The organism is Rhodococcus sp. 05-339-2 (genome assembly GCF_002258965.1).
In the GTDB taxonomy this organism is placed as follows: domain Bacteria; phylum Actinomycetota; class Actinomycetes; order Mycobacteriales; family Mycobacteriaceae; genus Rhodococcoides.
This window is the reverse complement of record NZ_NOYW01000014.1, coordinates 91129-112269: the sequence shown is the minus strand read 5'-3', so window position 1 is coordinate 112269 and position 21141 is coordinate 91129. Positions and strand designations below refer to the sequence as shown.

Below are 21141 nucleotides of genomic sequence, written 5' to 3'. Positions count from 1 at the left end.
TGGAGAATGAGGTCGGGTTCACAGGCCGGCTCGTTCGAGGGCGTTGTCGACGATCTGTGTGAGTTCGTGGCCGGATTTACCCTCGGCGACGGCCTGCTCGCGAATGGTGTCGATGCGATCCTGCACTTGCATGTAACGCTGCTGCCATCGTTCTTTGTCGCGTCGCCAGTACCCCTTGATCTCGAATCTAGTTGGATGCCAGCACAGTTCGCGGTGAAAGTACTTGCGGATGGATCTGGCGTCGGATGCTTCGGTGGCCGCCCAGACATATCCAGCTTCGGGGAAGAGGTCGAACGATCGCACCGCTTCGGGTAGCGACAACGCAGAGGCGTGATGTCCGCGCTCATGCCCTGTCCGGTCCGTGTGGAGCCACTGGTAGGAGACGTCGCCTTGCGTCTCTACGGTCTGCTCGTCTGCGTGATTGGGTACCGACGCTATGACGAAGGCGCGCGACCCGGTGGGAAGTTGCTCGACGGCTCGGGTCAATGCAGGAAGGCCGGTCATGTCGGCGACGAGGAGTTGCCATTCAGTGTCGGACGGAGGTTGGTACCAGCCGCGGGCCTCGGATATTCGGAGCTGATCTCCGGGCCTGGTGTTCAGGGCCCAGTCGGCTGCGATTCCGCCGGCGTGTACTACGAAGTCGACATCGAGAAGCCTCGTGGCGGACTGGAAAGCACGGACGGTGTAACTGCGCGCGACCTGTTCCGCACCGTCACCGAAGAGCAGCCGCAACCTCTCGTCCGGTACCCCCGTGCTCTCGAACCCTGCGAGTCCATCGCCGCCGAGACGAACCCTGATCATCGACGGAGTCACGAATCGCGCGGAGACCGTTACGGCATCGAATACTCGGGGCAATGCGGACTCGGTCATCGACATGAATTCACCCACTTCCTCCGTTTCGACCTCCAACTATGTTAGCTTAGCCTACCCTTGAACCCTCTCCTCGGGTTCGCGCGAAGACCCGGAACGACCGGCGGGACACCGACCGGTATCGACGTGGTTCCGAGGAACATCACGATCGATTCCTGTTTACGACCCCCTCGAGCTGCCATTCCGTTGTTCAGAGCACCGCAGGGGCAGGTGTCAAGCGAGACTCGACCTGGTTCACTACAGCATCGGCGCACTGCCTCACAATCGCGATGCCATCAACAGCTACTTCGAAGCGTTGGCTCTCGCGGCTCCCCAGATTCTGTAGTCGACACGGGACGGGCGGCGATCGGATGCGCAGGCATCCTGACGAGTAGCCGACGGGGAACGTTCGTGCCCCCTCAGGGGGCAGGAGATGTCACTGCAGCAACGAGGACTCGCTGTTTTCGTTGTCGGATGGCTGCTGGTTGGGGTGCGCCGGCAGGAATATCAGGATCAGTACTGCGGCGACTGCGGTGATCACGCCTGCTACGAGGCTTCCGGTGGTGAATCCGTCGACGAATGCGGTTCGGGCCAGGTCCGAGAGTTCGAGTGCGGCGCGCGTTCCTGCATCTCCGAAGGCGGTGGCGGCTTGCTGCGACGCGGCGAGTGCCGCGCCGACCGATTCCCGGGCGGGCTCCATCAGTACCGGCGGTAGTTGCGTGCCTTCGAGGCTGTCGCGGTACACCGACAGCGCAACCGAGCCGATGACGGCGACGCCGAGGGTCCCGCCGAGCTCCCGCGTGGCGTCGTTGACGGCAGATCCCATTCCTGCCTTGTCGGTTGGCACCACTCCCATGATGGCCTCGGTTGCGGGCGCACTGATCAGGCCGAGGCCTGCACCGAGGAGGACCATCTGCCCGGCTATCTGCCCGTATCCGGTGCTTGCGTCGATGGTCGAGATCCAGACGAACGCGGCGGTCAACGACGCGAGTCCACTTGCTACGACGAGTTTGCTGCCTATGGATACGGCCAGGCGAGGGCTGACGAGTGAGAACGCAGCAAGTGCTCCCGCGACCGGGAGCATGCGCACGCCTGTTTCCAGGGCTCCGAAACTGCGGACGGATTGGAAGTACTGGGTGACCAGGAAGATGAAACCGAACATGGCGAAGAAGGCGCTGGTGACCGCTCCGCTTGCCGCGGTGAATCGCATGTTCTTGAACAGTCGTACGTCGAGCATGGGGTGGCGGGCACGTGACTCCCGGTAGACGAAGACGGTCAACAGAACTGCTGCCAAGGCGAAAGCGAGCGTGGTCGCTCGTGAACCCCACCCGCGGTCGGGCGCTTCGATGATCGCGTGGACCAGTGATCCGAGTGCCATCGTGGACAGGATCAGTCCCGATTTGTCGAGCGGAGGCGTGGACGGATCGCGTGAGTCAGGAGTGGTTCGGATGGCCATCAGCAGTGTGAACAGTGCTGCGGCACCGTTGAATACGAGGATTGATCCCCACCAGAAGTGCTCGATGAGAGCGCCCCCGACGACGGGGCCGACGGCGACGGACACTCCGGTCGCTGCGCCCCATATTCCGATGGCTGCAACCCGCTCGGATCGTTCGGTGAACACGTTCGTCAGGATCGACAACGTCACCGGGTACACGATCGCTGCCGCGACGCCGGCCAGTGCGCGCCACGCGATGAGTTGTCCCGGATCGCTGCTCCATGCCCCGCCCAGCGATGCGATCGCGAACAAAGTCAGTCCGCCCAGAAGGAACAGGCGCCGTCCGAATCGGTCGCTGAGCGATCCGGCAGCGAGCACCAGTGCTGCGAACGCGAGATTGAAGGCGTCGACGATCCACAGGAGATCTCGGGTTGTTGCGCCGAGATCGCCTACGAGGGTGGGCAATGCGATGTTGACGATCGTGGTGGAGACGTTGACGACGAAGACCGCGAAACACAGCGTCACCAACGCAAGGGTCTTTCCGGAGCGAAGTGCAGGTACCGCGGATGCCAGGTGCATAACGAAGTTATAGCAGCGACGGCGAGCGACTGCAATGGTCTTGCCTGTGTGAACCTCGTTCTGTGACACCATCGTTTGATGGTCGGGTCCCCAGACGAGAAGTCGGCTCTGCAGCGAGGTTCCGTGCGTGAGCGACTGGTCGAAGCAGCTGTCGAGGTGCTGCGCGTTCATGGTCCGGGTGAGATGAAGGTGCGCCGAATCAGCGAGGAGGCCGGTGCTTCGACGATCGCTGTCTACCACCACTTCGGTGATCTGCAACATTTGCTGATCGAGGTGGTCAATCGCGGATTTTCGATGCTTCGTGCGGAACTTCTCGACGCTGCCGCCTCGAATGTCGAACCCGAGGTTCAGCTGTTTTCGATGGCCCTGTGTGTCCGGGGAATGGCTCGTGGCAACCCTCATCTGTACGACATGATGTTCGGTCTCTCGACCCGAGGGACGTACCGGGCGGCGGCGCCTGCGACCGTGACGCGAAAGCCGTTCTCGGATGCATACGAGGTGCTGGCTCGTGCATGCCAGGATCTTGCGTCCTCCGGTCGAATCGATGTGGAGGACGGCGAGCTGATAGCGGCCCAGTTGTGGAGCCTGGTTCACGGGTTCGTATCCCTGGAAGCGGCCGGACATTTCGATGATCACGGCGATGCTGTACTCGCTGTACTGGCTCCGATGGCTGTTACCCACATGGTCGGTTTCGGGGAAGATCGCACGTATGCCGCGCACTCCGCGAGTACCGCCTTGGAGTGGTGGAAGCATCGTGATCGAAAATTCGATCGCAATGGATCCGAAGAAATCTGACTGTCGAAATTTGGTATCGAAGTCCTGAACGTCGCTGTGCACTTGGGGGGACGCGGTGCCATACTGACTATCATCTTGATAGTTACTCAACTGCGCGTCGCCACTGCTGAAGGACGGATATGACAATCGGACAGGACCAGCGTTCACAGACTTTCACCTGGGTTACTCCGAAATCGGTGTTGCGAGAGGCATCGCAGATGAGTGGCCTCGAGGTGATGAGGGCTCTGGCGGCGGGCGAGTTGCCGCCACCACCGATCGCGGTGCTGATGCAGTTCGATCCCATCGAGGTCGAGGACGGCAAGGTGGTATTCGAGTGCACTCCGTCCGAGGCGCACTACAACCCGATCGGCACTGTGCACGGTGGTCTCGCGTGCACTCTGCTCGATACGGTGATCGCATGCGCGGCGCATACCACGCTGCCTGCCGGAACCGGGTACACATCGATAGATCTGAACGTCAGCTACCTTCGAGGAATCTTCGATTCGAGTGGGCCGTTGATCGCCACTGGAACCGTGGTCAAACGAGGTTCCCGGGTCATCTTCGCGGAAGGATCCATAGTCGACAAGAACGGTGACGTCGTGGCTACCGGAACGAGTTCTCTGCTCGTCATACCCCCGAGGTGATACGTGCCGAGCAGCAGTTTCGACAGCATGGGTTGCCCAATTGCCGGCGCGCTCGAACAGGTCGGTGAATGGTGGACACTGCTGATCCTGCGTGATGCACTCGATGGGTTCAGCCGCTTCGACGAATTCGAGCGCAATCTCGGTATCGCACCGAACATGTTGACACGCAGGCTCAAATCCTTGGTCGACGCCGGATTGTTGGAACGTCGGTCATACAGCAATCGTCCGCCTCGCTTCGAGTACGTGCCGACCGTTCGTGGGCGAGAACTCACCCCGGTCATCGTCGCGCTCTACGCCTGGGGCAACAAGCACATCGACCACGACGACCGTGCGGTCGTGCTGGTGGACGAGGCAGGGGAGACCATCGACCCGGTATTCGTGGACCGTCGGACAGGGCGCACCCTGGCAGAAAGCAAGGCGCAGTTCGTTTCCGGGCCGAAAGCATCCGAGTTCATGCGGGACCGACTCGACCCCGCGAACCGCGCACAACGTCGGTCCCGCAGTCGCGCCACGGCCGCCGCACTCGAACCTGCCGATCGGCTCGAATCAACACCGATGACACCGCCGACCTTCGGCCTGAAAGAGGCACAGTCATGACCACGTCCGATCTCGCGCCTACGCTCAGACGGCACCTTCGCCCAGTGTTGTTGCGAGGGAGTCTATGTAGGGCTCAAGCGTCCGCTCGACGAGCACGTGCCGTTCTGATCGAGGCAGCATCAGGCACTGCACGGTGAGCCCATCGATCAGCGCGAAGATCTGCGCGGCTTGAAGTTCGGAGAATTTCTGGCCGACGAACCATTGGCGAATCTCGCAGTCGAGCTTCGCTGAGGCTGCAGCCAATTGAGGGTCGACAGCCGAGATGGCTGCATACGCAAGCCAAACAAGCGCACGGCGTTCGCGCCGATCGTCGAGTGGGAGCCACTGCTTCACGAAGTCCGTCAGCGTGCCCGGCCCCGCGGCCTCCACGTCCGCAAGGAACTGCTCTCCTGCATAGTCGAAGCCGGCGCGCACCAACTCGTTCTTCGTCCGGTAGTAGTACTGCACCTGCGCGGGCGACACTCCCGCCGCGGCGGCGACACTACGAACGCTCAAGGCTCCGATGCCTTGTTCGGCCAGCACTGTCAGCACACCGTCGAGAAGTTGAGCTTCCTTCATCTGCCGTGCTGTCGTCTGGATCCGAGCAACGACCAACCGGTCACGGCGACCTCGATTGCGCCGAGCGCCGCGATTACGACACCGGCCTGACGAAGCCCAACGATGGGTGTCTCTATGTCACGGAAAGCGAAGAGCAGCAATAAACCTCCCATGATCATGACTGCTCCGACGGCTAGTGACGCAGTGTGCTTGCCCATGGTTTCCTCCTTCTCTGTACGAACGTATTGTACGAATGTACAGTCAGTTTAGGATGGCAGTCAACAGCTCGGCCGGACGCTGAGCCCAGAGTGAGTGGCGCACCTCGGCGTCGACGCCCCCCTGCGTGAGCGGAGGCGCTCGTGCGAGCGGATGAAATCGAACTCCCTTGTCGGACAACGCTTTCTAGCGCCTAGGTGTAGCCCTGCATATCAAAACTCGTCGTATTTCCCCGGGCATCGTGGCCTCAACAGGAGCTACCGAACTCCGATCGGGCAATCGGCTTCGCCGACGACACGAGAACGAATCCCTGCGGCAAGGCATCGACCTGATGGCGTGTTGCCGAGACTTGAGCAGCTTGCGTGCTCGTATCACCGTCTGTGGAGGCGATGACGATGAACAGCGAACGGGGATCGTCGGGTAGTCGAACCACGGGGTCGGCCGTCCAGGGAGATTCGGGCGCAGCCAGGGATATTTGAACGGACCCCGATTGCGGCTTCGATGCGTGCAGCTCACCGAGGGTTGTGTTCTGCTGGTCCTGGGCAAGTCCGTTTCGGCTTCCGTAGACGCCGACGTGATCGACACTGTCGGTACACACGTTGATCAAAATCACCACGGAGCCGTCCGCGCTACGAGTGAGCCCCGTTTTGCCGATGATTTCGGCGTCGATCAGGTTGCCGCAGCCAGCTACCACCACCGCGACGACGAGCGGGGTGGCCACTTTCATCAGACGCATCTCGTGAACGGTACGGGGCGCTTACCTCCCGCTGGCCGGCTACAGCTGAGCGGGCAACTTTCAGCTCCCTTGCTGGGGGTTCGGCTGGTGCGCTCGGACTTGCCTGAGCCGTAGGCATCGGCTCTGTCTTGCTTGGTCTGCGACCTGCGTGTGCGCAAGTGCGGCAACGATACGCAGTTCGGAGCCAATCGAAGCCGTCGAGGAAGTCTTGCCAATTGCTAGCACCTGAATCGAGCCATCCACCCTGACCATCGCCGTTCGTGCAGGGCCAGGAAAGTTCGCAGCTTCGAACATGTGTGAGGCTGGGTGTCACGAGAGTGTCACAAGTCGTTACGGTCGGTTCGGAAGGTTATGCACGAAAGCTGTTGTGCATGAACAAATATCGAGTCCAGAGACGTTCAGGTGAATCCACTTCCAGGGACTTGAAATTCGCACAGTGTCGGTTCGAGTCCGACTGGGGGCACCAGAGTCCATATGGATCCAGATTTCTGGACCGGGACAGTGCTTTTCGGGTGGTAGCGTGGACTTCGGTAGCTTCCCGCGGATCCAAGTGGACGACCGAGGCAGCGGATTTGAGATCCGCGCGGGAGCCTTCTTTATTCGGCACCGCATCTTGGCGTACGTGCAGTTCAGGGCTGGTTCTGTGTTCAACCGTCGTCTTCGCGTGAGGCTCGATGTCACGAGGCTGTCACAACTTGATTTGACTGACCTCGTCGACACCCGCGACATCTCGGGTCCGGTCATAGAAACGGTTGTGTTGAAACGGATTGCGCATGCATGTCGGCCTAAGCGGCCGAGAGGTACGCCCCGGCGAAGCGTTCTCAGAAGTCGCCTACGTACATTGCATTTCGCGCACCTTGTCGTTCGAAACGCCAGCTCAGCACGGTTCGATTTACGGCGATGTCCGCCTTGCGGACAAAGTTATAAGATGCAAGACTGACGTCGATATGGTGACTCAGATGAGCGGAGCGCAGGACCGGGTTAGGCCGGACCTCGCCGATCCGGCCTCGACAGGAAGTAGGTCACGACGATGCGGCAGCACAGTGGTGTGCAGTCACGGGTGAGCTCGGAGCGCTCGCGGTCGTGGATGCTGGTGAACGGCAACCGTCCCGATGCCTTCGATGACGCGGCGCGGGCGTCGGCCGATCAGATCATCCCCGACGTCGAAGACGCCGTGGACACTCGGTTCAAGTCGATTGCACGCACCCACGTTACGAACTGGCTCGGCCACAATTGCGCATGGGTTCGCATCAACGATCGGCTATCGGAGCACTGGTCGGATGACGTGGTGCAGCTTCGTAACTCGCCGGGATTGAGCGGAGTCGTACTGGCCAAGACCGAGGACCGCTCCCAGGTGACGGAGACCTTCGATCGCCTCGGTGGGCGTATCCCCGTGATTGCCCTCATCGAGTCCGCGCTAGGTGTCGAGGAGTCGACGGCCATCGCCTGCGCACGAGGCACCTTCCGGCTGGCCTTCGGCAGTGGTGACTACCGCCGAGATACCGGTGCAAGCGCACACGACAGCGCGATGTCGTATCCGAGGAACAAACTGGTCGTTGCCAGTCGAATCGGCAAACTACCGGGGCCGATCGACGGGCCGACGGTCTCGGTCGAATCGTCCGAGGTCGAGGAGCAGTCGCTTCTCGCCGTAGCGCTGGGTATGACGGGAAAGCTGTGCGTGAGTATCGATCACCTGTCGACGATCAACACGTCCATGAGCCCCGCCTCCGCGGATCTGACCTGGGCTGCGGAGTTCCTCGCCGAATTCGAGTCCCGCGGGTCGGTGATACGCGACGGAAGCGATCCGCCCCGTCTCGGGCGAGCGCGGGCCCTGATCGAACACGCACGTGCACTGGGCATTCAATCAGTCTGATCGAGCTTTTCCACGAACGGAGATCCCCTTATGGGCGCAACACATCGCATTGCTGTCATTCCCGGTGACGGCATCGGAAAAGAAGTAGTTCCGGAAGGGCTGAAGGTCCTTCGAACTGCTGCGTCGGCGTTCGAGTTCTCGCTCGACTTCGAGCATTTCGACTTCGCCAGCGCCGATTACTTTCTGCGGACCGGCCAGATGCTCCCTGACAACTGGTTCGACACGCTCGTGTCTTTCGACTCGATCTTCTTCGGTGCTGTCGGGTGGCCAGAAGTGGTTCCCGACCATGTGTCGCTGTGGGGGAGCCTGCTCCAGTTCCGCCGTCACTTCGACCAATACGTGAGCTTACGGCCGGTCAAACTTCTACCCGGAGTGCCGAGCCCGCTCGCTGGCCGTGAGCCCGGTGATATCGACTTCTACGTCGTACGTGAGAACACCGAGGGCGAGTATTCGTCTATCGGCGGTAAGATTTTCGACGGGACCGATCGCGAGATCGTCACCCAGGAAACGGTGATGACCCGCACGGGAGTCGACCGAATTCTCAAGTACGCGTTCGATCTTGCACAGACTCGCCCCAAGAAGCACCTGACGTCGGCGACGAAGAGCAACGGAATTTCCATCTCCATGCCGTACTGGGACGAGCGGGTCGAAGCTATGGCCACCGGATACCAGGACGTCCGCGTCGACAAGTATCACATCGATATCCTGGCGGCCAATTTCGTCATGCACCCGGATTGGTTCGACGTGGTCGTCGGAAGCAACTTGTTCGGTGACATTCTTTCCGATCTGGGTCCCGCATGCACCGGCACCATCGGGATTGCCCCGAGTGGCAACATCAACCCCGAGCGGACGTTCCCGAGTCTGTTCGAGCCAGTTCACGGGTCGGCACCGGACATCGCAGGACAGGGAATCGCAAATCCCATCGGGCAGATCTGGAGTGCGTCGATGATGCTCGATCATCTGGGAGAGACCGAGGCGGCAGCAGCGGTGATGAGCGCAATCGAAAGCGTGCTCGCCCACGGAGGAGACTCACTTACTCCCGATATGGGCGGATCTGCCACCACGAACACCCTCGGCGACAACATCACCCGAGAGTTCATCCGGCTGACGACCGGCTCGGTGACCCCAACGCATCCGATGAGCACCTGAGAAATGGCTTACGTTCGTTACGAATACAGCGGCGAGGTATCGGTCGGGTGGCATCGAGACACGGCGATCTTCCCCCTCGATGCAGGTTTGGTAGGCGATCTGCGTCGCGGCACTTCACACCCCGAATACAGCCGATCTGTGCCCACAGCCGATGTCAGGCTGCTTCCCCCGGTTACCGACACATCGAGGATCATCGGCGTGGGCATGAACTATTACGATGCCCTCCCCGTCGGCGGTGCAGCCCCCGCCTACCCGGTCTTCTTCACGAAATTCGTGTCCTGTCTGGTCGGCGCATACGATCCGATCGAGATGCCCTCGGAGTCGGTGGCGGTGGATGCCGAAGGCGAGTTGGCGATCGTGATCGGTCGCCGCGGTCGGCGCATCCCGGAATCGAGTGCGATAGATCATGTTCTCGGTTGCACGGTCACCAACGACGTGACCGTGCGTGACTTCCAAAGTTTGAGCGCACAGTGGTTTCAGGGCAAGGCCTGGGATCCCACCACTCCGTTGGGGCCGTGGATCGTTCCGTACGAGGACGTTTCGCCCGATGCACGGATCCGTACGATGATCGACGGCGTTCTGGTGCAGGACGGATGCATCGACCAGATGATTTTCTCGGTGCCGAAATTGATCTCACTCATCTCGACGTTCAAGACTCTCGAGGTCGGTGATGTGATTCTCACCGGAACGCCAGCCGGCAACGGCCACAACAGAACACCTCGCGAGTACCTGACCGAGGGCCAGACAATCGAAGTCAGTATCGATGGCGTCGGGTTCATTCGAAACGTCGTGACGTCCGGGTAGACCCACTGCCTGCATGAGCCCGTGTGCAGGGCCCCGCACACGATCGTGTGCGAGGCCTACTGGCGGCTGTCGGGCTCGGCGAGACGCAGTCGTGTCCGGGCGGATCCGTGTGGGTTTGAGGTAGGGCCGACGAGGCGCACCGAGTGTGCGTCCAAGGGGTTGGGGGCGCTGCGCGACCGCGGCGGGATCATCGGTGTCTGTCCCCGGCGGTTCGTTCACGCGCACTCGGTGATGTTCGGATGCCGACAACCCGCCCCGTACGCCGTAGGGCTCGCCGCTGGTGATTGCGTAGTCGAGGCATCGTCGGCGCACAGGACACCGGCTGCAGATGCGCTTGGCTCGGCGTTCGAGGAGTTCGAGTGCAGCACCACGCGTGCCGGTGGGTGGAAAGAACAGAGTCGCTTGTTCGTTGCGGCATTCGGCGTCGAGTTGCCATTCCCATTCGTCGGTGATCGGCAAAGGCAGAACAATGGGTTTGAAAGAATTGCGGATGACGGTTCCTCTCTGCACTCGGTGTCGTCGTCGCTCGCGTCGCGTCGATCAATCGCGGCTCATACCGCCGGTGTTCTGAGGAGCGTTCACCGCGCCGCGTGGGTGCCCGCCGTCCAGAACTGCAACGATGTCGCGGGCGGCAGCCAGGCTCGCTTCGGTACGTGCTTGACGGGTCTGCCCGGCCATGTGGGACAGCGACACGACGTTGGGCATGCTCAGGAGCGGGTTGTCCATATCGACTGGCTCGCGGGCGAATACATCGAGTCCGGCGCCGGCTATCTCACCGCGCCTCAGCGCGTCGACAAGTGCGGGTTCGTCCACGAGAGAACCACGTGCTGTGTTCACGAAGTAGGCGGAGGGCTTCATGGCGGCGAGCGCCGCGCGGTCGACTATCGGAGTGCCGTTGGGCTGCGCACGCGCGTGCAGGGTGACGAAGTCGGATCGAGAGAACAACTCTTCGGTATCGACATAGCTCACGTCGAGTTCGGAAGCGGGATGGCCGGTCGAGACCAGCACGGTCATACCGAAGGCGCGGCCCAACTCGGCTACCGCCCGCCCGCTGGGCCCGAGGCCGATGATTCCCAAGGTGGCACCATGCAGTTCGCCGGTATCGTGTCGGGGCCAGCGACCTGTCCTGACGCCGTCGACGGTTTCGACGATCCTTCGGGCGCACATCAGTAAAAGGGTGACCGTCATCTCGGCCACGGCGTTCTTGTTGGCACCGGGGGTGTTGCACACGACGACGCCGAGCGCAGTCGCTGCGTTCACATCGATGGAGTCGTATCCGACACCGCTGCGTGCGATGACGCGCAGGGATCGGGCCGGCCGCATCATTTCTGCGGTGACGGGTTCGCTGGCGATCAGCGCTGCGTCGCACCTGAGCAGGTGGTCGGCCATTTCACCGTCTGCGCGTCGACCGGTTGCAGGGCTGTGCACTGTTCGATGGCCGGCCGCATGGAAAAGCTGGTCTACCTCGTCGCCGGGCACGAGGTAGTCGGTGGTGATGAGGATCGTTCCCACTGGCGCGGTCCTTCCGTGGCATGTGTGGAGATCGGTTGTGGTGCAACGATATGGGACATACAGCCGAATGCCGCCGGCATTCGACGTCAAGCGTCGAATGCCGGCGGGTGGACCGACCGATGTCAGACTCGGGCGTCGGTCTTATCGGTCGACGTCTCGGCGACCGTGGAGTCGCCAATCCGGTCAGGGTCGTAATTGGGGTCGTAGTCGATCTCGCCATTGAGAACCGAGCGTGCCCGGGTGGTGTCGAAGTCGTTCTCCCATTTTCCGATCACGATGGTGGCCATGGCATTTCCGAGAACGTTGATGAAAACGCGGCCCTCGTTGAGGATTCGATCGATACCGACGATCAGCGCCAGTGCCGCGAGGGGGATGTGTCCGACGGCGGTGATGGTGCTGGCGAGGACGATGAATGCCCCGCCTGCGATGCCGGCTGTGCCCTTGCTGGTGAGCATCATGATTCCGACCATGATCAGCTGTTGCTGCCAACTGAGGTCGATTCCGCATGCTTGGGCGAGGAACAGCGACGCCATGGTGAGGTAGACGGCGGAGCCGTCGAGGTTGAAGGAGAACCCGGAAGGGATCACTATGCCGACGACCGGCTTTCCGACTCCGAGGTGCTCGAGCTTCTTGATCAATTGAGGGAGGATTGCCTCGCTCGAGCATGTGGAAAGCGCTACGAGCAGTTCGGCTTTGAGGAATTTCATCAGCGGCCAGAGCCGCAGTCCGCAGGCGCGGGCGATGCCGCCGAGGATGACGATGACGTACACCACACACGTCGCGGTGAACAACAAGATCAGGTAGCCGAGCTGCTGCAACGTCGACGCGCCGTAGTTGGCGACGACTGCAGCAAGTGCGCCGAAGGTTCCGATCGGGGCCAGTCGCATGACCCAGGAGACAATCTTGAACACGACGGTGGAGAGTGCGTTGATTCCTTTGGTTATGGGTGCCCCGGCTTCACCCGAAACATTGAGTGCTGCACCGAAGATGATGGACACGAGCAAGGCCGCGAGGATCGTGTGGCCCGTGAGTGCGCCGAAGAGTGATTCGGGGATGAGATTGTCGACGAATTCGATACCGGAGACCGAAGAGTTCTCGTCGACCGGCAGGGAGGAGGAATCGAGTGCTGAGGGGTCGATGTTCATTCCGTCGCCGGGGCGAAAGATATTGGCAACGAGGAGCCCGAACAGCATGGAGATCAGCGACAGGAATAGAAAGTAGCCGATTGCCTTGACACCGATCCGGCCGGCTTTGCGGAGGTTGTCCATCGAGGCGATGCTGAGCGAGACCACGCAGAAGACGACCGGGACGACGATCATCTTCACCAGTGCGATGAACCAATCGTTGAGCGGGCTCAGTGCCGATCCGACGTCGGGCAGGAAGATGCCGACGGCGATACCGGCGACCGCTCCGATGATGACCTGGAACCACAGTTCTCGTATCAACCGAGCGAGACGCGAGCGTTCGGGGGTTTTGTGGGGCGGGTGGTTCGGAGTGTCGAGGTGGGTGGTCGCCATGGGGTGCTCCTTTGAACAGCAGCAAGGGTGGGGGAGTGTGGTCCCGCTCGTGCAAGACCGTTTCGGAACTGCTGTCTACGAATGTTTTTCGTGCAGCACTGACAGAGCTACGCCGCGCAGCGGCTGGTGTAGCGGCGTAGCTCTGTCGTCGCGTGGAGCTTTGGTCGAAGCGGTCTGGCAGTGGTCAGTGCAATTCGCGCAGCACCTTGTAGAAGGCGGCTTTGCCCTCGAAGCCGATGCCGGGGGTCTCGGTGAGTCCGACGCGGCTGTTCTCGACCACCGCCCCGTCGGCGAATCCGCCGGTGGGCTGGAATTCGCCGGGGTAGGACTCGTTGCCGCCGAGCTTGAGCGCTGCTGCGATGTGCAGCGAGAACTGGTGTCCGCCATGAGGAATGCACTGGCGTGAAGACCAGCCGTGGTCTTTGAGCATCTTCTGGATTCGCAGGTATTCGGTGAGTCCGTAGCTCAGTGCGGGGTCGACCTGGATGATGTCGCGATCGGGTCGCATTCCGGCGTAGCGGACGAGGTTACGTGCATCCTGCAGCGAGAACAGGTTCTCACCGGTTGCGATGCGTCCCGAATAGGTTTCAGTCAGAACGGCATTGAGACGGTAGTCGAGGGGATCACCGACCTCCTCGTACCAGAAGAGGTTGTACTGCTCGATGGCTGCGCCGTATTCGAGGGCGGTGGCCAGATCGAACTTTCCGTTCACATCGACGGCGAGGCGCTGCCCGTCGCCGCCGAGGACTTCCAGCACTGCTTCGATGCGCTCGAGGTCTTCGGCGAGATCGGCACCGCCGATCTTCATCTTCACCACGTCGTAGCCCTGATCGAGGAAACCGCGCATCTCGTCCTGCAAATCGGCGAGGGTCTTGCCGGGCGCGTAGTAGCCACCGGCGGCGTAGACGAACACCGAGTCATCGGGCTGTCCGTCACCGTGCTTGTCCGAGAGCCACCGGTAGAGCGGCTTTTCGGCGATCTTGGAAGCCAGGTCGAACAGTGCCATGTCGACGACACCCACTGCGACGGAACGCTCTCCGTGTCCGCCGGGCTTCTCGTTGCTCATCATGAAGTCCCACGCGAGGGTGGGGTCCAGCTCGCCTTCGGCGTCGAGCAGGGCATCGGGTGCCGCGTCGAGCAGGCGGGGGATGACACGGCGGCGGAGGATCTCGCCGGCGCTGTAGCGCCCGTTCGAGTTGAAGCCGTAGCCAACTACCGGTTCGCCGTCGCGCATCACGTCGCTGACGACTGCCACGATCGAGCAGTCCATCTTGGAGAAGTCGATCCACGCGTTTCGGATCGAGGAGCTGATCGGGACGATGCCCTCGTGTACCGAGATGATCTTCATACTGCGCCTTTCTCATATCTTATAAGGTGTAAGTGACGGTAGTGCAGAGTGGTGGCGAACACAACAATTTCTTATAAGATTTCGGAAGTTGCATCGGGCATCTTATAAGAGCTTGGGGCCGCGGGTGTAGCATCGAGTGATCGAGATCCTGACCGAAGAGCGGCCGAGACGGGCTGTACTCACAGCGGAGAGGCAGGTCCAGCAGTGACCTCACCTACCAATGTCTTCTCCAGTAAAGGTGAAGTCGCCTACGCCGAGCTGCGCGCCATGATCCTGATGGGCACGCTCGACGCAGGATCGAAACTGGCGCAATACGAGCTCGCCGACCGGCTGCACATGAGCATCACCCCGATCCGCGAAGCAGTACGAAGGCTGAGCAGTGAGGGGCTCATCGAGCTCGACAATCACAAGAACGTGCGAATCGCGCCCATGAGCGCAGCGGAAGCGCGTCAGCTGTTCGAGGTTCGTCTGTCGCTGGATCCAACAGCGGTCGAGTTGGCTGCCGATCGGCGAACAGACCAAGACATCGCCGACATGCGTGCGGCCGCGGGACGGCTACTGCCGGTCACGCAGAAGTGGGGCGAGGACGCGTTGCGTGCGCACCGAGATTTTCACCGCGCGCTGTACCTGGCGTCGCACAATGACGTCCTGATCCGTCTGCTCGATGACCTGTGGGACAAATCCGACCGCTATCGACGGATCGGTCTCGAGCTGCCACCCGGTGCAGAGCCGCGCACCGTCGACCACCAGGAACACTTCCGAATACTCGAACTCGTTGTCGCACAGGACTCGCAGGGGGCTGCAGATCTCATGCGTCAGCACATCGTGAAGAGCCTGACGGCGGCCGCCATCGATGCACTGGAGGGCCGCGAGCACGAGCTACGTCAAACGTCGGCGTGATTATTGTGGACTGATGCGTTGTCTGGCAGCGCATTCGAGTATGCGAAGGGTGCCTGACATAAAGCGATTGCTCGAAGCGGCACACCGTCAAAATCTGCTGACAGTGCGGTAGTAGTCCTTTCGGCCCGATCGGTTCCCGTGGCCAAGCGCCGCTGCTGATCGGCAAGATCTCGAGCCGACATGATGATCCGCGCGGTCCTCGGAAGTCGCACACCCGGCTCGAGATTCCGAAGTCCCCTGTCGTCCAGTTCACTCATCGAAGAAGTTGCGACTGTTCCCGCCACGGTAAGCACGAACCCAGCGAGAATGATCCGTGACGCGCAGCCGAGGCGCGCGGCGTTCCATGCCGATGCGATTGCGGTAGCGCGTGATTGAGCGCCGGTACGGCTGAGCCATCGACCGGATCGGGGCCCGCTCGATGGCTCAGCAGGGTCAGATGGTGCAGCGTGCACCTTCATCCGGCAGTTCGAGGTCGATCAGGTAGTCGGCGATCGCTCCGTCGACGCAGGCGTTGGCGGAGATGATCGTCCCGTGCTGGTTGGCCTCGACCGTGAGCAACCGAGCCCCGAGGGTGTCGGCGAGGCTGATGCCTCCTTCGTGAGGCGTCACGGGGTCCCCGGTGGCCGAGACCACGAGCACCTCGGGAAGCCCGTCGATGCCGGTGGCGTAGGGGTATCCGAGCGTGGGCTCGGCCGGCCAGAACTCGCACCCGTCCTGAGCAGGGGGAGACGATCCGGGGTCGAGGAACGGCACTGCCTCGTTGAGATCGCGGCCGAGCTGGGTCATCTCTTCTTCGGTGAACCGTTCCTCGTCGAGGCAGTTGATGGCGAAGAGCGCTTCGAACGAATTGCTGTACTCCCCACTGTCGGACCGGCCGTAGTACCCGTCGCGAATCGCGAGGAGAGCGTCGGGTCGTCCGGCTTTCAGCTCCGTCAGCCCCGCGATGATGGCGGGCCAGCTGGCTTCGGAGTACAGGCCGGAGACAATTCCTTCGCCGGCGGCGAGGAAGCTGACCTCTCGTCCATCAGCGGCCACCAACGGCTCATCCGCGAGAGGCTGCAGGAGCTCCTGGGCTGCAGCTGTCGCCTGCGCCGGGTCGGTTCCGAGTGGGCACGCGGCCTGAGTCACGCAGAAGTCTGCGAAACGCTGGAACGAGGCCTGCAGTCCTTCACTGAGCTGGATCCTGCGATCCGCAGTGTCCATGAGCGGATCCACCGCGCCATCGAGAACGAGAGCACGGACATTGTCGGGGAACATCTCGGCGTACACCGAGCCGAGTCGAGTGCCGTAGCTGACTCCCGCATAAGTCAGTTTGTCGTCGCCGAGCGCGGAGCGGAGCACATCCATGTCGCGAGCGACATCCCGGGTCCCGAGATGTGCGAGTACCTCTGTTCTTCCGGAGCCGTCGGCGCATTTGTCGACGATGGCGCGCGCGGATTCTTCGGTCCACTCGCCGAGAGCCGACAGGGGTGCGTCGGCGTCGCGCTCCTCATCGGAGTAGCAGTCGATTGCCGGTGTGCTGAGACCGACTCCGCGCGGATCGAAGCCAACGATGTCGAAGCGTTCGGGGATGGGACCTCCCGTCCACAGGGCATCGACGAGTGGGGCGAGCGTAGTTCCCGCCGCTCCGGGACCGCCCGGGTTCAGTAGGACGGAGCCGATCGGGTTGTCGTCGGTGGCGGAAATGCGCGAGACGGCGATCTCGATGGTCGTGCCGTCGAGGTTCTCGTAATCCATCGGCACCGTGAGCATCGCGCATTCCGTCTTTTTTGCCGCCTCGACGATCTCGGGAACGGGCGGCTGGGAGTCCACGATGCTGGCGTCGCACGCCCCGAACTCGAGTCTTTGCTCCATGAATTGTTCGAGGCTCACCTCGTTCGCGCTGTCGTCTTTGTTGGGTGCCACACCGGAGCATCCGGCGAGCAGGAGCATTGAGGCAGTGGCAGTGGCGGCGGCCGCAATCGCCGGCTTCGGCCATCGCCGTCGTTCGTCGTCCTTCGGTCGGATATCTGTGGGGGTCATGGTGGTGTTCCTTCGGTGGGGTTCAACTGGCGAGTTCGTCGATCCAGCTCGATCGCATCCGTAGAGCTCGTTCAGTGCTGCCGATGACAGCGGCGAATCCGATGAGCAGGTTGACGTGCAGCGGCAGTCGGATGGGTGAGGTGAATGTTCCGATCGAGTCGGCGATGGGGGGAATGAGAGAGATGGATGCGATGATCTGCGGCACCTCCACGCAGAGGCCGCCGATGACGAGCAGGATCGAGATGAGACCGATGACGCGACTCGGGCCGGGGTGCCGGTGGTGCAGTCGAGCGCGGCGTCCCTCTGCGGATGCGGGATCGGGAGACAGCTGCTGTTCGGTGCCGTCCTTACGCACGTAATGGCAGCGCTTGAGCCCGAATTCGGTGGCCGCGACCTCGATGCGTCCTCCGGGGACTGGGAAGCGGGTCGGCATCTTGGCGTACGACTGCAGTGCGCCGTCGACGTAGAGGCGAGCGCGCACCTCACCGTCCTTTGCGTCACCCATGTGCCGCACATCGACTGCGTAGACCGACGTCGTGCCGTCGGGTGCGGACAGCGTGATCGACCGGAGCGATCTGCCGAAAATCTGCCACCAGCGGTACCGGCGGAGCGGTTCACCCGATCCGGCGCGAATGCGGCGGTAGCGCCACTGCTTGATTCCCATCTGCTCGATCCTCGATCTCTACTAGTACAGCGTGATAGTCGCTGGTGACGCTAGCACACTGTGATAAATAATGGTCACGGAAAGCAGACACGAATGTTGAGTAGAAGCAACCAGGCGCGTGCCCGGATCTGCAGGGCCGCAGCGATGCTGGGTGCCAAGCGTCGTGTCGGTCGTGGCTCTACAGAACGCAACGCAAGTCGCCGTGGTCGACAATCGCGTAATCGAGCGGTACTTCGAGCGTTGTTCATTCGACCCTGTCGTCGGCCATGCCAGTGACAGCAGGGTCGCACGAAGAGAAGTCGAGCGGTTGTTGTTCGTTCCCTCTTCCGTGGCGCGACTAGTACGGCGTGATAGTGGGCTCGAGGTATCACGCTGTATTAGGGTCGGGAAGGTGTCGGACAATGTGGAGACTCGAAAAAGCGAACCCAGCACCAAGGACCGGATTCTGATCGCAGCCGCGACGATGGTGTCCGAGGATCCGGGTACCCGGATCAGCGTCCGAGCGGTCGCCGCGCGAGCAGGGGTCAGTACAGGATCACTACGTCATTTCTTTCCCACGCAGCGAGCGTTGATGGACGAAGTCGCCGCGGGAATCACCGGACTGGTGGCGAACCAAAATGTCATCGAAGACGCCACTGTGCCTGCAGAGGAGCGACTGTTTGCGTGTATGCAGCAGGTGTTGTCGGGCACCGGGACCGGTGAGCAAGCCCGAGATACGTGGCGACGGACGTTCGGCACCTACCTCAGCGCGGAGCTCAACGCCGATGCCATCGACACGTATCTCGCTTTCAGCGCGGCCGGACTCCGGCACATAGAACACTGGCTGGACGTCCTCGACAAGGAAGGTGCCCTGCCGCCGGGTGACAACACCCAGCGCGCCGCCTACCTCAACGTGGTACTGGACGGGCTCTCCGTAGCACGAGCCCTCCCGACCGACGCTACTCGACTTCGCTCGGAAAAAGACGTTCTGCACCAAGCCATTTCGATGCTTTTTCACACCGCTGCACTCATGCCGAAGGTCGACTCGGACTGACTTCGACGACGAGCTTCCGATCCACATCCACTGTGCTTCCGCATCATTGCTGACTGCGGCCGCCGAGGTGTTGGGCGAGAAATTTTTCCACCGCGCGGTAGTAGCGAATACTGTTCTCCGGGTTGACGAATCCGTGGCCCTCGTCGTCGAACACGAGGTAGTCGACGACGACGCCACGTGACCTCAGGCGCTCGACGACGTTGTCCGATTCTGCCTTGACGACCCGAGGATCGTTGGCACCCTGAGCAATCAGGAGTGGCGCGCGTATCGCGTCGAGCTTGGAGATGGGGGATCGTGCGAGCATGTCGGCCAGCTGATCGGGGTCGGCGGGGTCTCCGACGAAGCGGTGCCAGCTGTTGATGATTCCCGGGCCGATGAAGGCCGGTTGGGTGCGCATGAAGTTCGACAGGTCCGAGATGCCGACGCAGTCGATCGCCGCGGCAAACGTGTCGGGGGTGAACGATGCGCCCACCAGCGCCGCATAGCCGCCGTAGGAACCACCCATGATGGCCACTCGCTCGCGATCGGCGTATCCCGCCTCGACCGCCCAGTTCACTGCATCGATCAGATCGTCGTGCATCGCGCCCGCGAATTGGCCGACCCCGGCGTTCGTGTGCGCTGTGCCGTATCCGACGGACCCGCGAAAGTTGACCTGCAACACTGTATATCCGCGGTTCGCCAGCATTTGCGCGATGGGATCGAAGGTCCACGAATCCCGATACCAGGGGCCGCCGTGCACCAACAGAACCATTGGCAGACTCTCGGGTTCCACGCCTACCGGAAGCGTCAGATACGACGGCAGAGGCAGCCCGTCACGCGCCTGGACGTTCACCGGTGCCATCGGGGCCATGTCTCCGGGATCCAGGTGCGGGTAGGGGCGGAAGAGTCGGCGACTCGATCCGGTGTTGTGATCGTAGTAGTAGGTGACGGACGGATCGCGGTCGTGGACGAAGCTGACAATCCACTTCTGTCCGCTCTCGTCGGAGGACAGTGCTCCGATGTCACCGTCGAACAGTTGCTCCAGATTCTTCAGTATCTCTGCGAAACCCGGTTCCAATGCATGGATCACCTGGCGTTCTCCCAGATACCGAACACCGATGAGCTCTCCGGTTGCACTGTCGCAGATCAGCGGTGGCGAGGTCTGCTCGACGGCTCGTCGCGCACCGTCGAGTTCGAGTGTCGGGTGACTGTCGACGACGGTCTCCTCGCCGGTATCCAGGTCGAGTCGAATCAGATGGGCCAAGTCGCGCCCGCGGTTGGACCCCAGCCACATGCCGGTACCGTCCGCAGTGATCTGCATCGGGCTGATGCCCATCGGGTAATCGGTGCCATCGAACGAGGCCACCGTGGCTTCTGCACCGGACTCGTCCAACCGGGTGATGTCGATGGTGCCGTCGGCGGTCATCGCGAAGACGAACACCTTGCCGTCGGCACCGAGCATCGGATACCGGCCGACGCCCGGGCTCTGCCGGATCATCGTCAATTCACCTGTGGCGATCTCGATTTCGTACAGATCGAACTCGGCGATGCTTCTCGCATTGATCAGGACGGTATACACCCCGGCCCGACCCCGCACCGGTTCGATGGCCACTGCTCGGGAACCGGGAAACGGCGTCAGATCTACTGCCGCGGCATCGGAATCCTCCAGGTCGACGCGGAACACGTGACTGTTCTCGTCACCACCGGTGTCCTGCAGATACAGCAGCCAGCGGGGGTCGTCCGTCCACCGGAAGTCGTGCACACTGCGAGTCTCGTCGGCTGTGACGCAGCGTGGTTCGCTTCCGGGCAAGAGGTCCTCGATCCACACGTTCAGACGGTTCTTCCACGGCGCGAGAAACGCCATCCTGGTGCCGTCCGGTGACAGCGTGGCACCGGAGCGAACGGGTGGGCCGAAGAAGTCCTCGACCGCGATCAGTGGGGGTGCAGTCATGATTCGTCCTTTCGTTCGGCTG

Annotated in this window: 19 protein-coding genes and 1 pseudogene; 8 read left to right on the top strand and 12 right to left on the bottom strand. The window is 61.9% G+C overall.

Features of this window, described 5'->3' with window-relative positions; all coding sequences use genetic code 11:
• Positions 1-18: 18 nt before the first annotated feature.
• Complete coding sequence (locus tag CH273_RS11350) at positions 19-909, bottom strand: siderophore-interacting protein (protein WP_230596710.1); 891 nt, start codon at positions 907-909, stop codon at positions 19-21.
• Between the two features lie 376 nt (positions 910-1285).
• Positions 1286-2863 carry an MFS transporter gene (locus CH273_RS11345; RefSeq protein ID WP_032394894.1) on the bottom strand — a complete coding sequence of 526 codons (1578 nt, stop codon included), beginning with the start codon at positions 2861-2863 and terminating at the stop codon, positions 1286-1288.
• 78 nt (positions 2864-2941) lie between these two features.
• On the opposite strand from CH273_RS11345, the gene CH273_RS11340 reads away from it, so the two are divergent.
• From CH273_RS11340 to CH273_RS11330, 3 genes are all read left to right on the top strand, one after another.
• A complete protein-coding gene (locus CH273_RS11340) occupies positions 2942-3658 on the top strand; it encodes a TetR/AcrR family transcriptional regulator (protein WP_082322425.1) in 717 nt (238 codons plus the stop codon).
• Between the two features lie 119 nt (positions 3659-3777).
• Entirely contained in the window at positions 3778-4281 is a 504-nt protein-coding gene (locus tag CH273_RS11335) for a PaaI family thioesterase (RefSeq protein ID WP_032394893.1), read from the top strand.
• 27 nt (positions 4282-4308) lie between these two features.
• Positions 4309-4878 carry a winged helix-turn-helix transcriptional regulator gene (locus tag CH273_RS11330; RefSeq protein WP_052049393.1) on the top strand — a complete coding sequence of 190 codons (570 nt, stop codon included), beginning with the start codon at positions 4309-4311 and terminating at the stop codon, positions 4876-4878.
• Between the two features lie 24 nt (positions 4879-4902).
• Here the strand turns inward: CH273_RS11330 and CH273_RS11325 are convergent, their stop codons facing one another.
• The 3 genes from CH273_RS11325 to CH273_RS11315 all read right to left on the bottom strand — a co-directional run bounded on the left by CH273_RS11325 (position 4903) and on the right by CH273_RS11315 (position 6367).
• On the bottom strand, positions 4903-5409 hold the full coding sequence (locus tag CH273_RS11325) for a TetR/AcrR family transcriptional regulator (protein ID WP_179275454.1): 507 nt from the start codon (positions 5407-5409) through the stop codon (positions 4903-4905).
• A 23-nt stretch (positions 5410-5432) separates the two neighbouring features.
• The gene (locus tag CH273_RS11320; RefSeq protein WP_032394892.1) at positions 5433-5633 is read right to left on the bottom strand and encodes a hypothetical protein; all 201 of its coding nucleotides are present in this window, start codon (positions 5631-5633) and stop codon (positions 5433-5435) included.
• A gap of 245 nt (positions 5634-5878) precedes the next feature.
• A complete protein-coding gene (locus tag CH273_RS11315; RefSeq protein WP_032394891.1) occupies positions 5879-6367 on the bottom strand; it encodes a hypothetical protein in 489 nt (162 codons plus the stop codon).
• A 1030-nt stretch (positions 6368-7397) separates the two neighbouring features.
• Here CH273_RS11315 and CH273_RS11310 point away from each other — a divergent pair.
• From CH273_RS11310 to CH273_RS11300, 3 genes are read left to right on the top strand one after another with little or no spacing between them, the layout of a single operon-like run.
• The gene (locus CH273_RS11310; RefSeq protein WP_032394890.1) at positions 7398-8240 is read left to right on the top strand and encodes an HpcH/HpaI aldolase/citrate lyase family protein; all 843 of its coding nucleotides are present in this window, start codon (positions 7398-7400) and stop codon (positions 8238-8240) included.
• A gap of 30 nt (positions 8241-8270) precedes the next feature.
• Positions 8271-9389, top strand: a complete 1119-nt coding sequence (locus CH273_RS11305; protein ID WP_032394889.1) for a tartrate dehydrogenase — start codon at positions 8271-8273, stop codon at positions 9387-9389.
• A 3-nt stretch (positions 9390-9392) separates the two neighbouring features.
• Positions 9393-10193 (top strand): fumarylacetoacetate hydrolase family protein, encoded by an 801-nt coding sequence (locus tag CH273_RS11300; RefSeq protein ID WP_032394888.1) that lies wholly within the window; start codon positions 9393-9395, stop codon positions 10191-10193.
• A gap of 240 nt (positions 10194-10433) precedes the next feature.
• Here the strand turns inward: CH273_RS11300 and CH273_RS11295 are convergent.
• The 4 genes and pseudogenes from CH273_RS11295 to CH273_RS11280 form a co-directional block, all read right to left on the bottom strand.
• A pseudogene (locus CH273_RS11295) lies at positions 10434-10703 on the bottom strand (WhiB family transcriptional regulator); the annotation flags it as partial.
• Between the two features lie 30 nt (positions 10704-10733).
• Positions 10734-11705 (bottom strand): phosphoglycerate dehydrogenase, encoded by a 972-nt coding sequence (locus CH273_RS11290; RefSeq protein WP_032394887.1) that lies wholly within the window; start codon positions 11703-11705, stop codon positions 10734-10736.
• Positions 11706-11827: 122 nt separating this feature from the next.
• Positions 11828-13222 (bottom strand): cation:dicarboxylate symporter family transporter, encoded by a 1395-nt coding sequence (locus tag CH273_RS11285; RefSeq protein ID WP_082322424.1) that lies wholly within the window; start codon positions 13220-13222, stop codon positions 11828-11830.
• A 184-nt stretch (positions 13223-13406) separates the two neighbouring features.
• Entirely contained in the window at positions 13407-14570 is a 1164-nt protein-coding gene (locus tag CH273_RS11280; protein WP_032394886.1) for a mandelate racemase/muconate lactonizing enzyme family protein, read from the bottom strand.
• Positions 14571-14774: 204 nt separating this feature from the next.
• On the opposite strand from CH273_RS11280, the gene CH273_RS11275 reads away from it, so the two are divergent.
• The gene (locus CH273_RS11275; protein WP_032394885.1) at positions 14775-15470 is read left to right on the top strand and encodes a GntR family transcriptional regulator; all 696 of its coding nucleotides are present in this window, start codon (positions 14775-14777) and stop codon (positions 15468-15470) included.
• Positions 15471-15902: 432 nt separating this feature from the next.
• Here the strand turns inward: CH273_RS11275 and CH273_RS11270 are convergent, their stop codons facing one another.
• Positions 15903-17492: an alpha/beta hydrolase gene (locus CH273_RS11270; protein WP_052049391.1), complete on the bottom strand. Its 1590-nt coding sequence runs from the start codon at positions 17490-17492 to the stop codon at positions 15903-15905.
• 22 nt (positions 17493-17514) lie between these two features.
• A complete protein-coding gene (locus tag CH273_RS11265; protein ID WP_032394884.1) occupies positions 17515-18156 on the bottom strand; it encodes a hypothetical protein in 642 nt (213 codons plus the stop codon).
• Between the two features lie 391 nt (positions 18157-18547).
• On the opposite strand from CH273_RS11265, the gene CH273_RS11260 reads away from it, so the two are divergent.
• Positions 18548-19189 (top strand): TetR/AcrR family transcriptional regulator, encoded by a 642-nt coding sequence (locus tag CH273_RS11260; RefSeq protein ID WP_218829571.1) that lies wholly within the window; start codon positions 18548-18550, stop codon positions 19187-19189.
• Positions 19190-19232: 43 nt separating this feature from the next.
• Here the strand turns inward: CH273_RS11260 and CH273_RS11255 are convergent, their stop codons facing one another.
• Complete coding sequence (locus CH273_RS11255; RefSeq protein WP_052049390.1) at positions 19233-21119, bottom strand: S9 family peptidase; 1887 nt, start codon at positions 21117-21119, stop codon at positions 19233-19235.
• Between the last annotated feature and the right edge of the window lie 22 nt (positions 21120-21141).

What these genes read in the sequence shown, in the direction of transcription:
- CH273_RS11345 (WP_032394894.1), bottom strand. Translation starts at nt 2,863, where the DNA reads ATGCACCTGGCATCCGCGGTACCTGCACTTCGCTCCGGAAAGACCCTT.
- CH273_RS11340 (WP_082322425.1), top strand. Translation starts at nt 2,942, where the DNA reads ATGGTCGGGTCCCCAGACGAGAAGTCGGCTCTGCAGCGAGGTTCCGTG.
- CH273_RS11335 (WP_032394893.1), top strand. Translation starts at nt 3,778, where the DNA reads ATGACAATCGGACAGGACCAGCGTTCACAGACTTTCACCTGGGTTACT.
- CH273_RS11330 (WP_052049393.1), top strand. Translation starts at nt 4,309, where the DNA reads ATGGGTTGCCCAATTGCCGGCGCGCTCGAACAGGTCGGTGAATGGTGG.
- CH273_RS11320 (WP_032394892.1), bottom strand. Translation starts at nt 5,633, where the DNA reads ATGGGCAAGCACACTGCGTCACTAGCCGTCGGAGCAGTCATGATCATG.
- CH273_RS11315 (WP_032394891.1), bottom strand. Translation starts at nt 6,367, where the DNA reads ATGCGTCTGATGAAAGTGGCCACCCCGCTCGTCGTCGCGGTGGTGGTA.
- CH273_RS11310 (WP_032394890.1), top strand. Translation starts at nt 7,398, where the DNA reads ATGCGGCAGCACAGTGGTGTGCAGTCACGGGTGAGCTCGGAGCGCTCG.
- CH273_RS11305 (WP_032394889.1), top strand. Translation starts at nt 8,271, where the DNA reads ATGGGCGCAACACATCGCATTGCTGTCATTCCCGGTGACGGCATCGGA.
- CH273_RS11300 (WP_032394888.1), top strand. Translation starts at nt 9,393, where the DNA reads ATGGCTTACGTTCGTTACGAATACAGCGGCGAGGTATCGGTCGGGTGG.
- CH273_RS11285 (WP_082322424.1), bottom strand. Translation starts at nt 13,222, where the DNA reads ATGGCGACCACCCACCTCGACACTCCGAACCACCCGCCCCACAAAACC.
- CH273_RS11280 (WP_032394886.1), bottom strand. Translation starts at nt 14,570, where the DNA reads ATGAAGATCATCTCGGTACACGAGGGCATCGTCCCGATCAGCTCCTCG.
- CH273_RS11270 (WP_052049391.1), bottom strand. Translation starts at nt 17,492, where the DNA reads ATGACCCCCACAGATATCCGACCGAAGGACGACGAACGACGGCGATGG.
- CH273_RS11265 (WP_032394884.1), bottom strand. Translation starts at nt 18,156, where the DNA reads ATGGGAATCAAGCAGTGGCGCTACCGCCGCATTCGCGCCGGATCGGGT.
- CH273_RS11255 (WP_052049390.1), bottom strand. Translation starts at nt 21,119, where the DNA reads ATGACTGCACCCCCACTGATCGCGGTCGAGGACTTCTTCGGCCCACCC.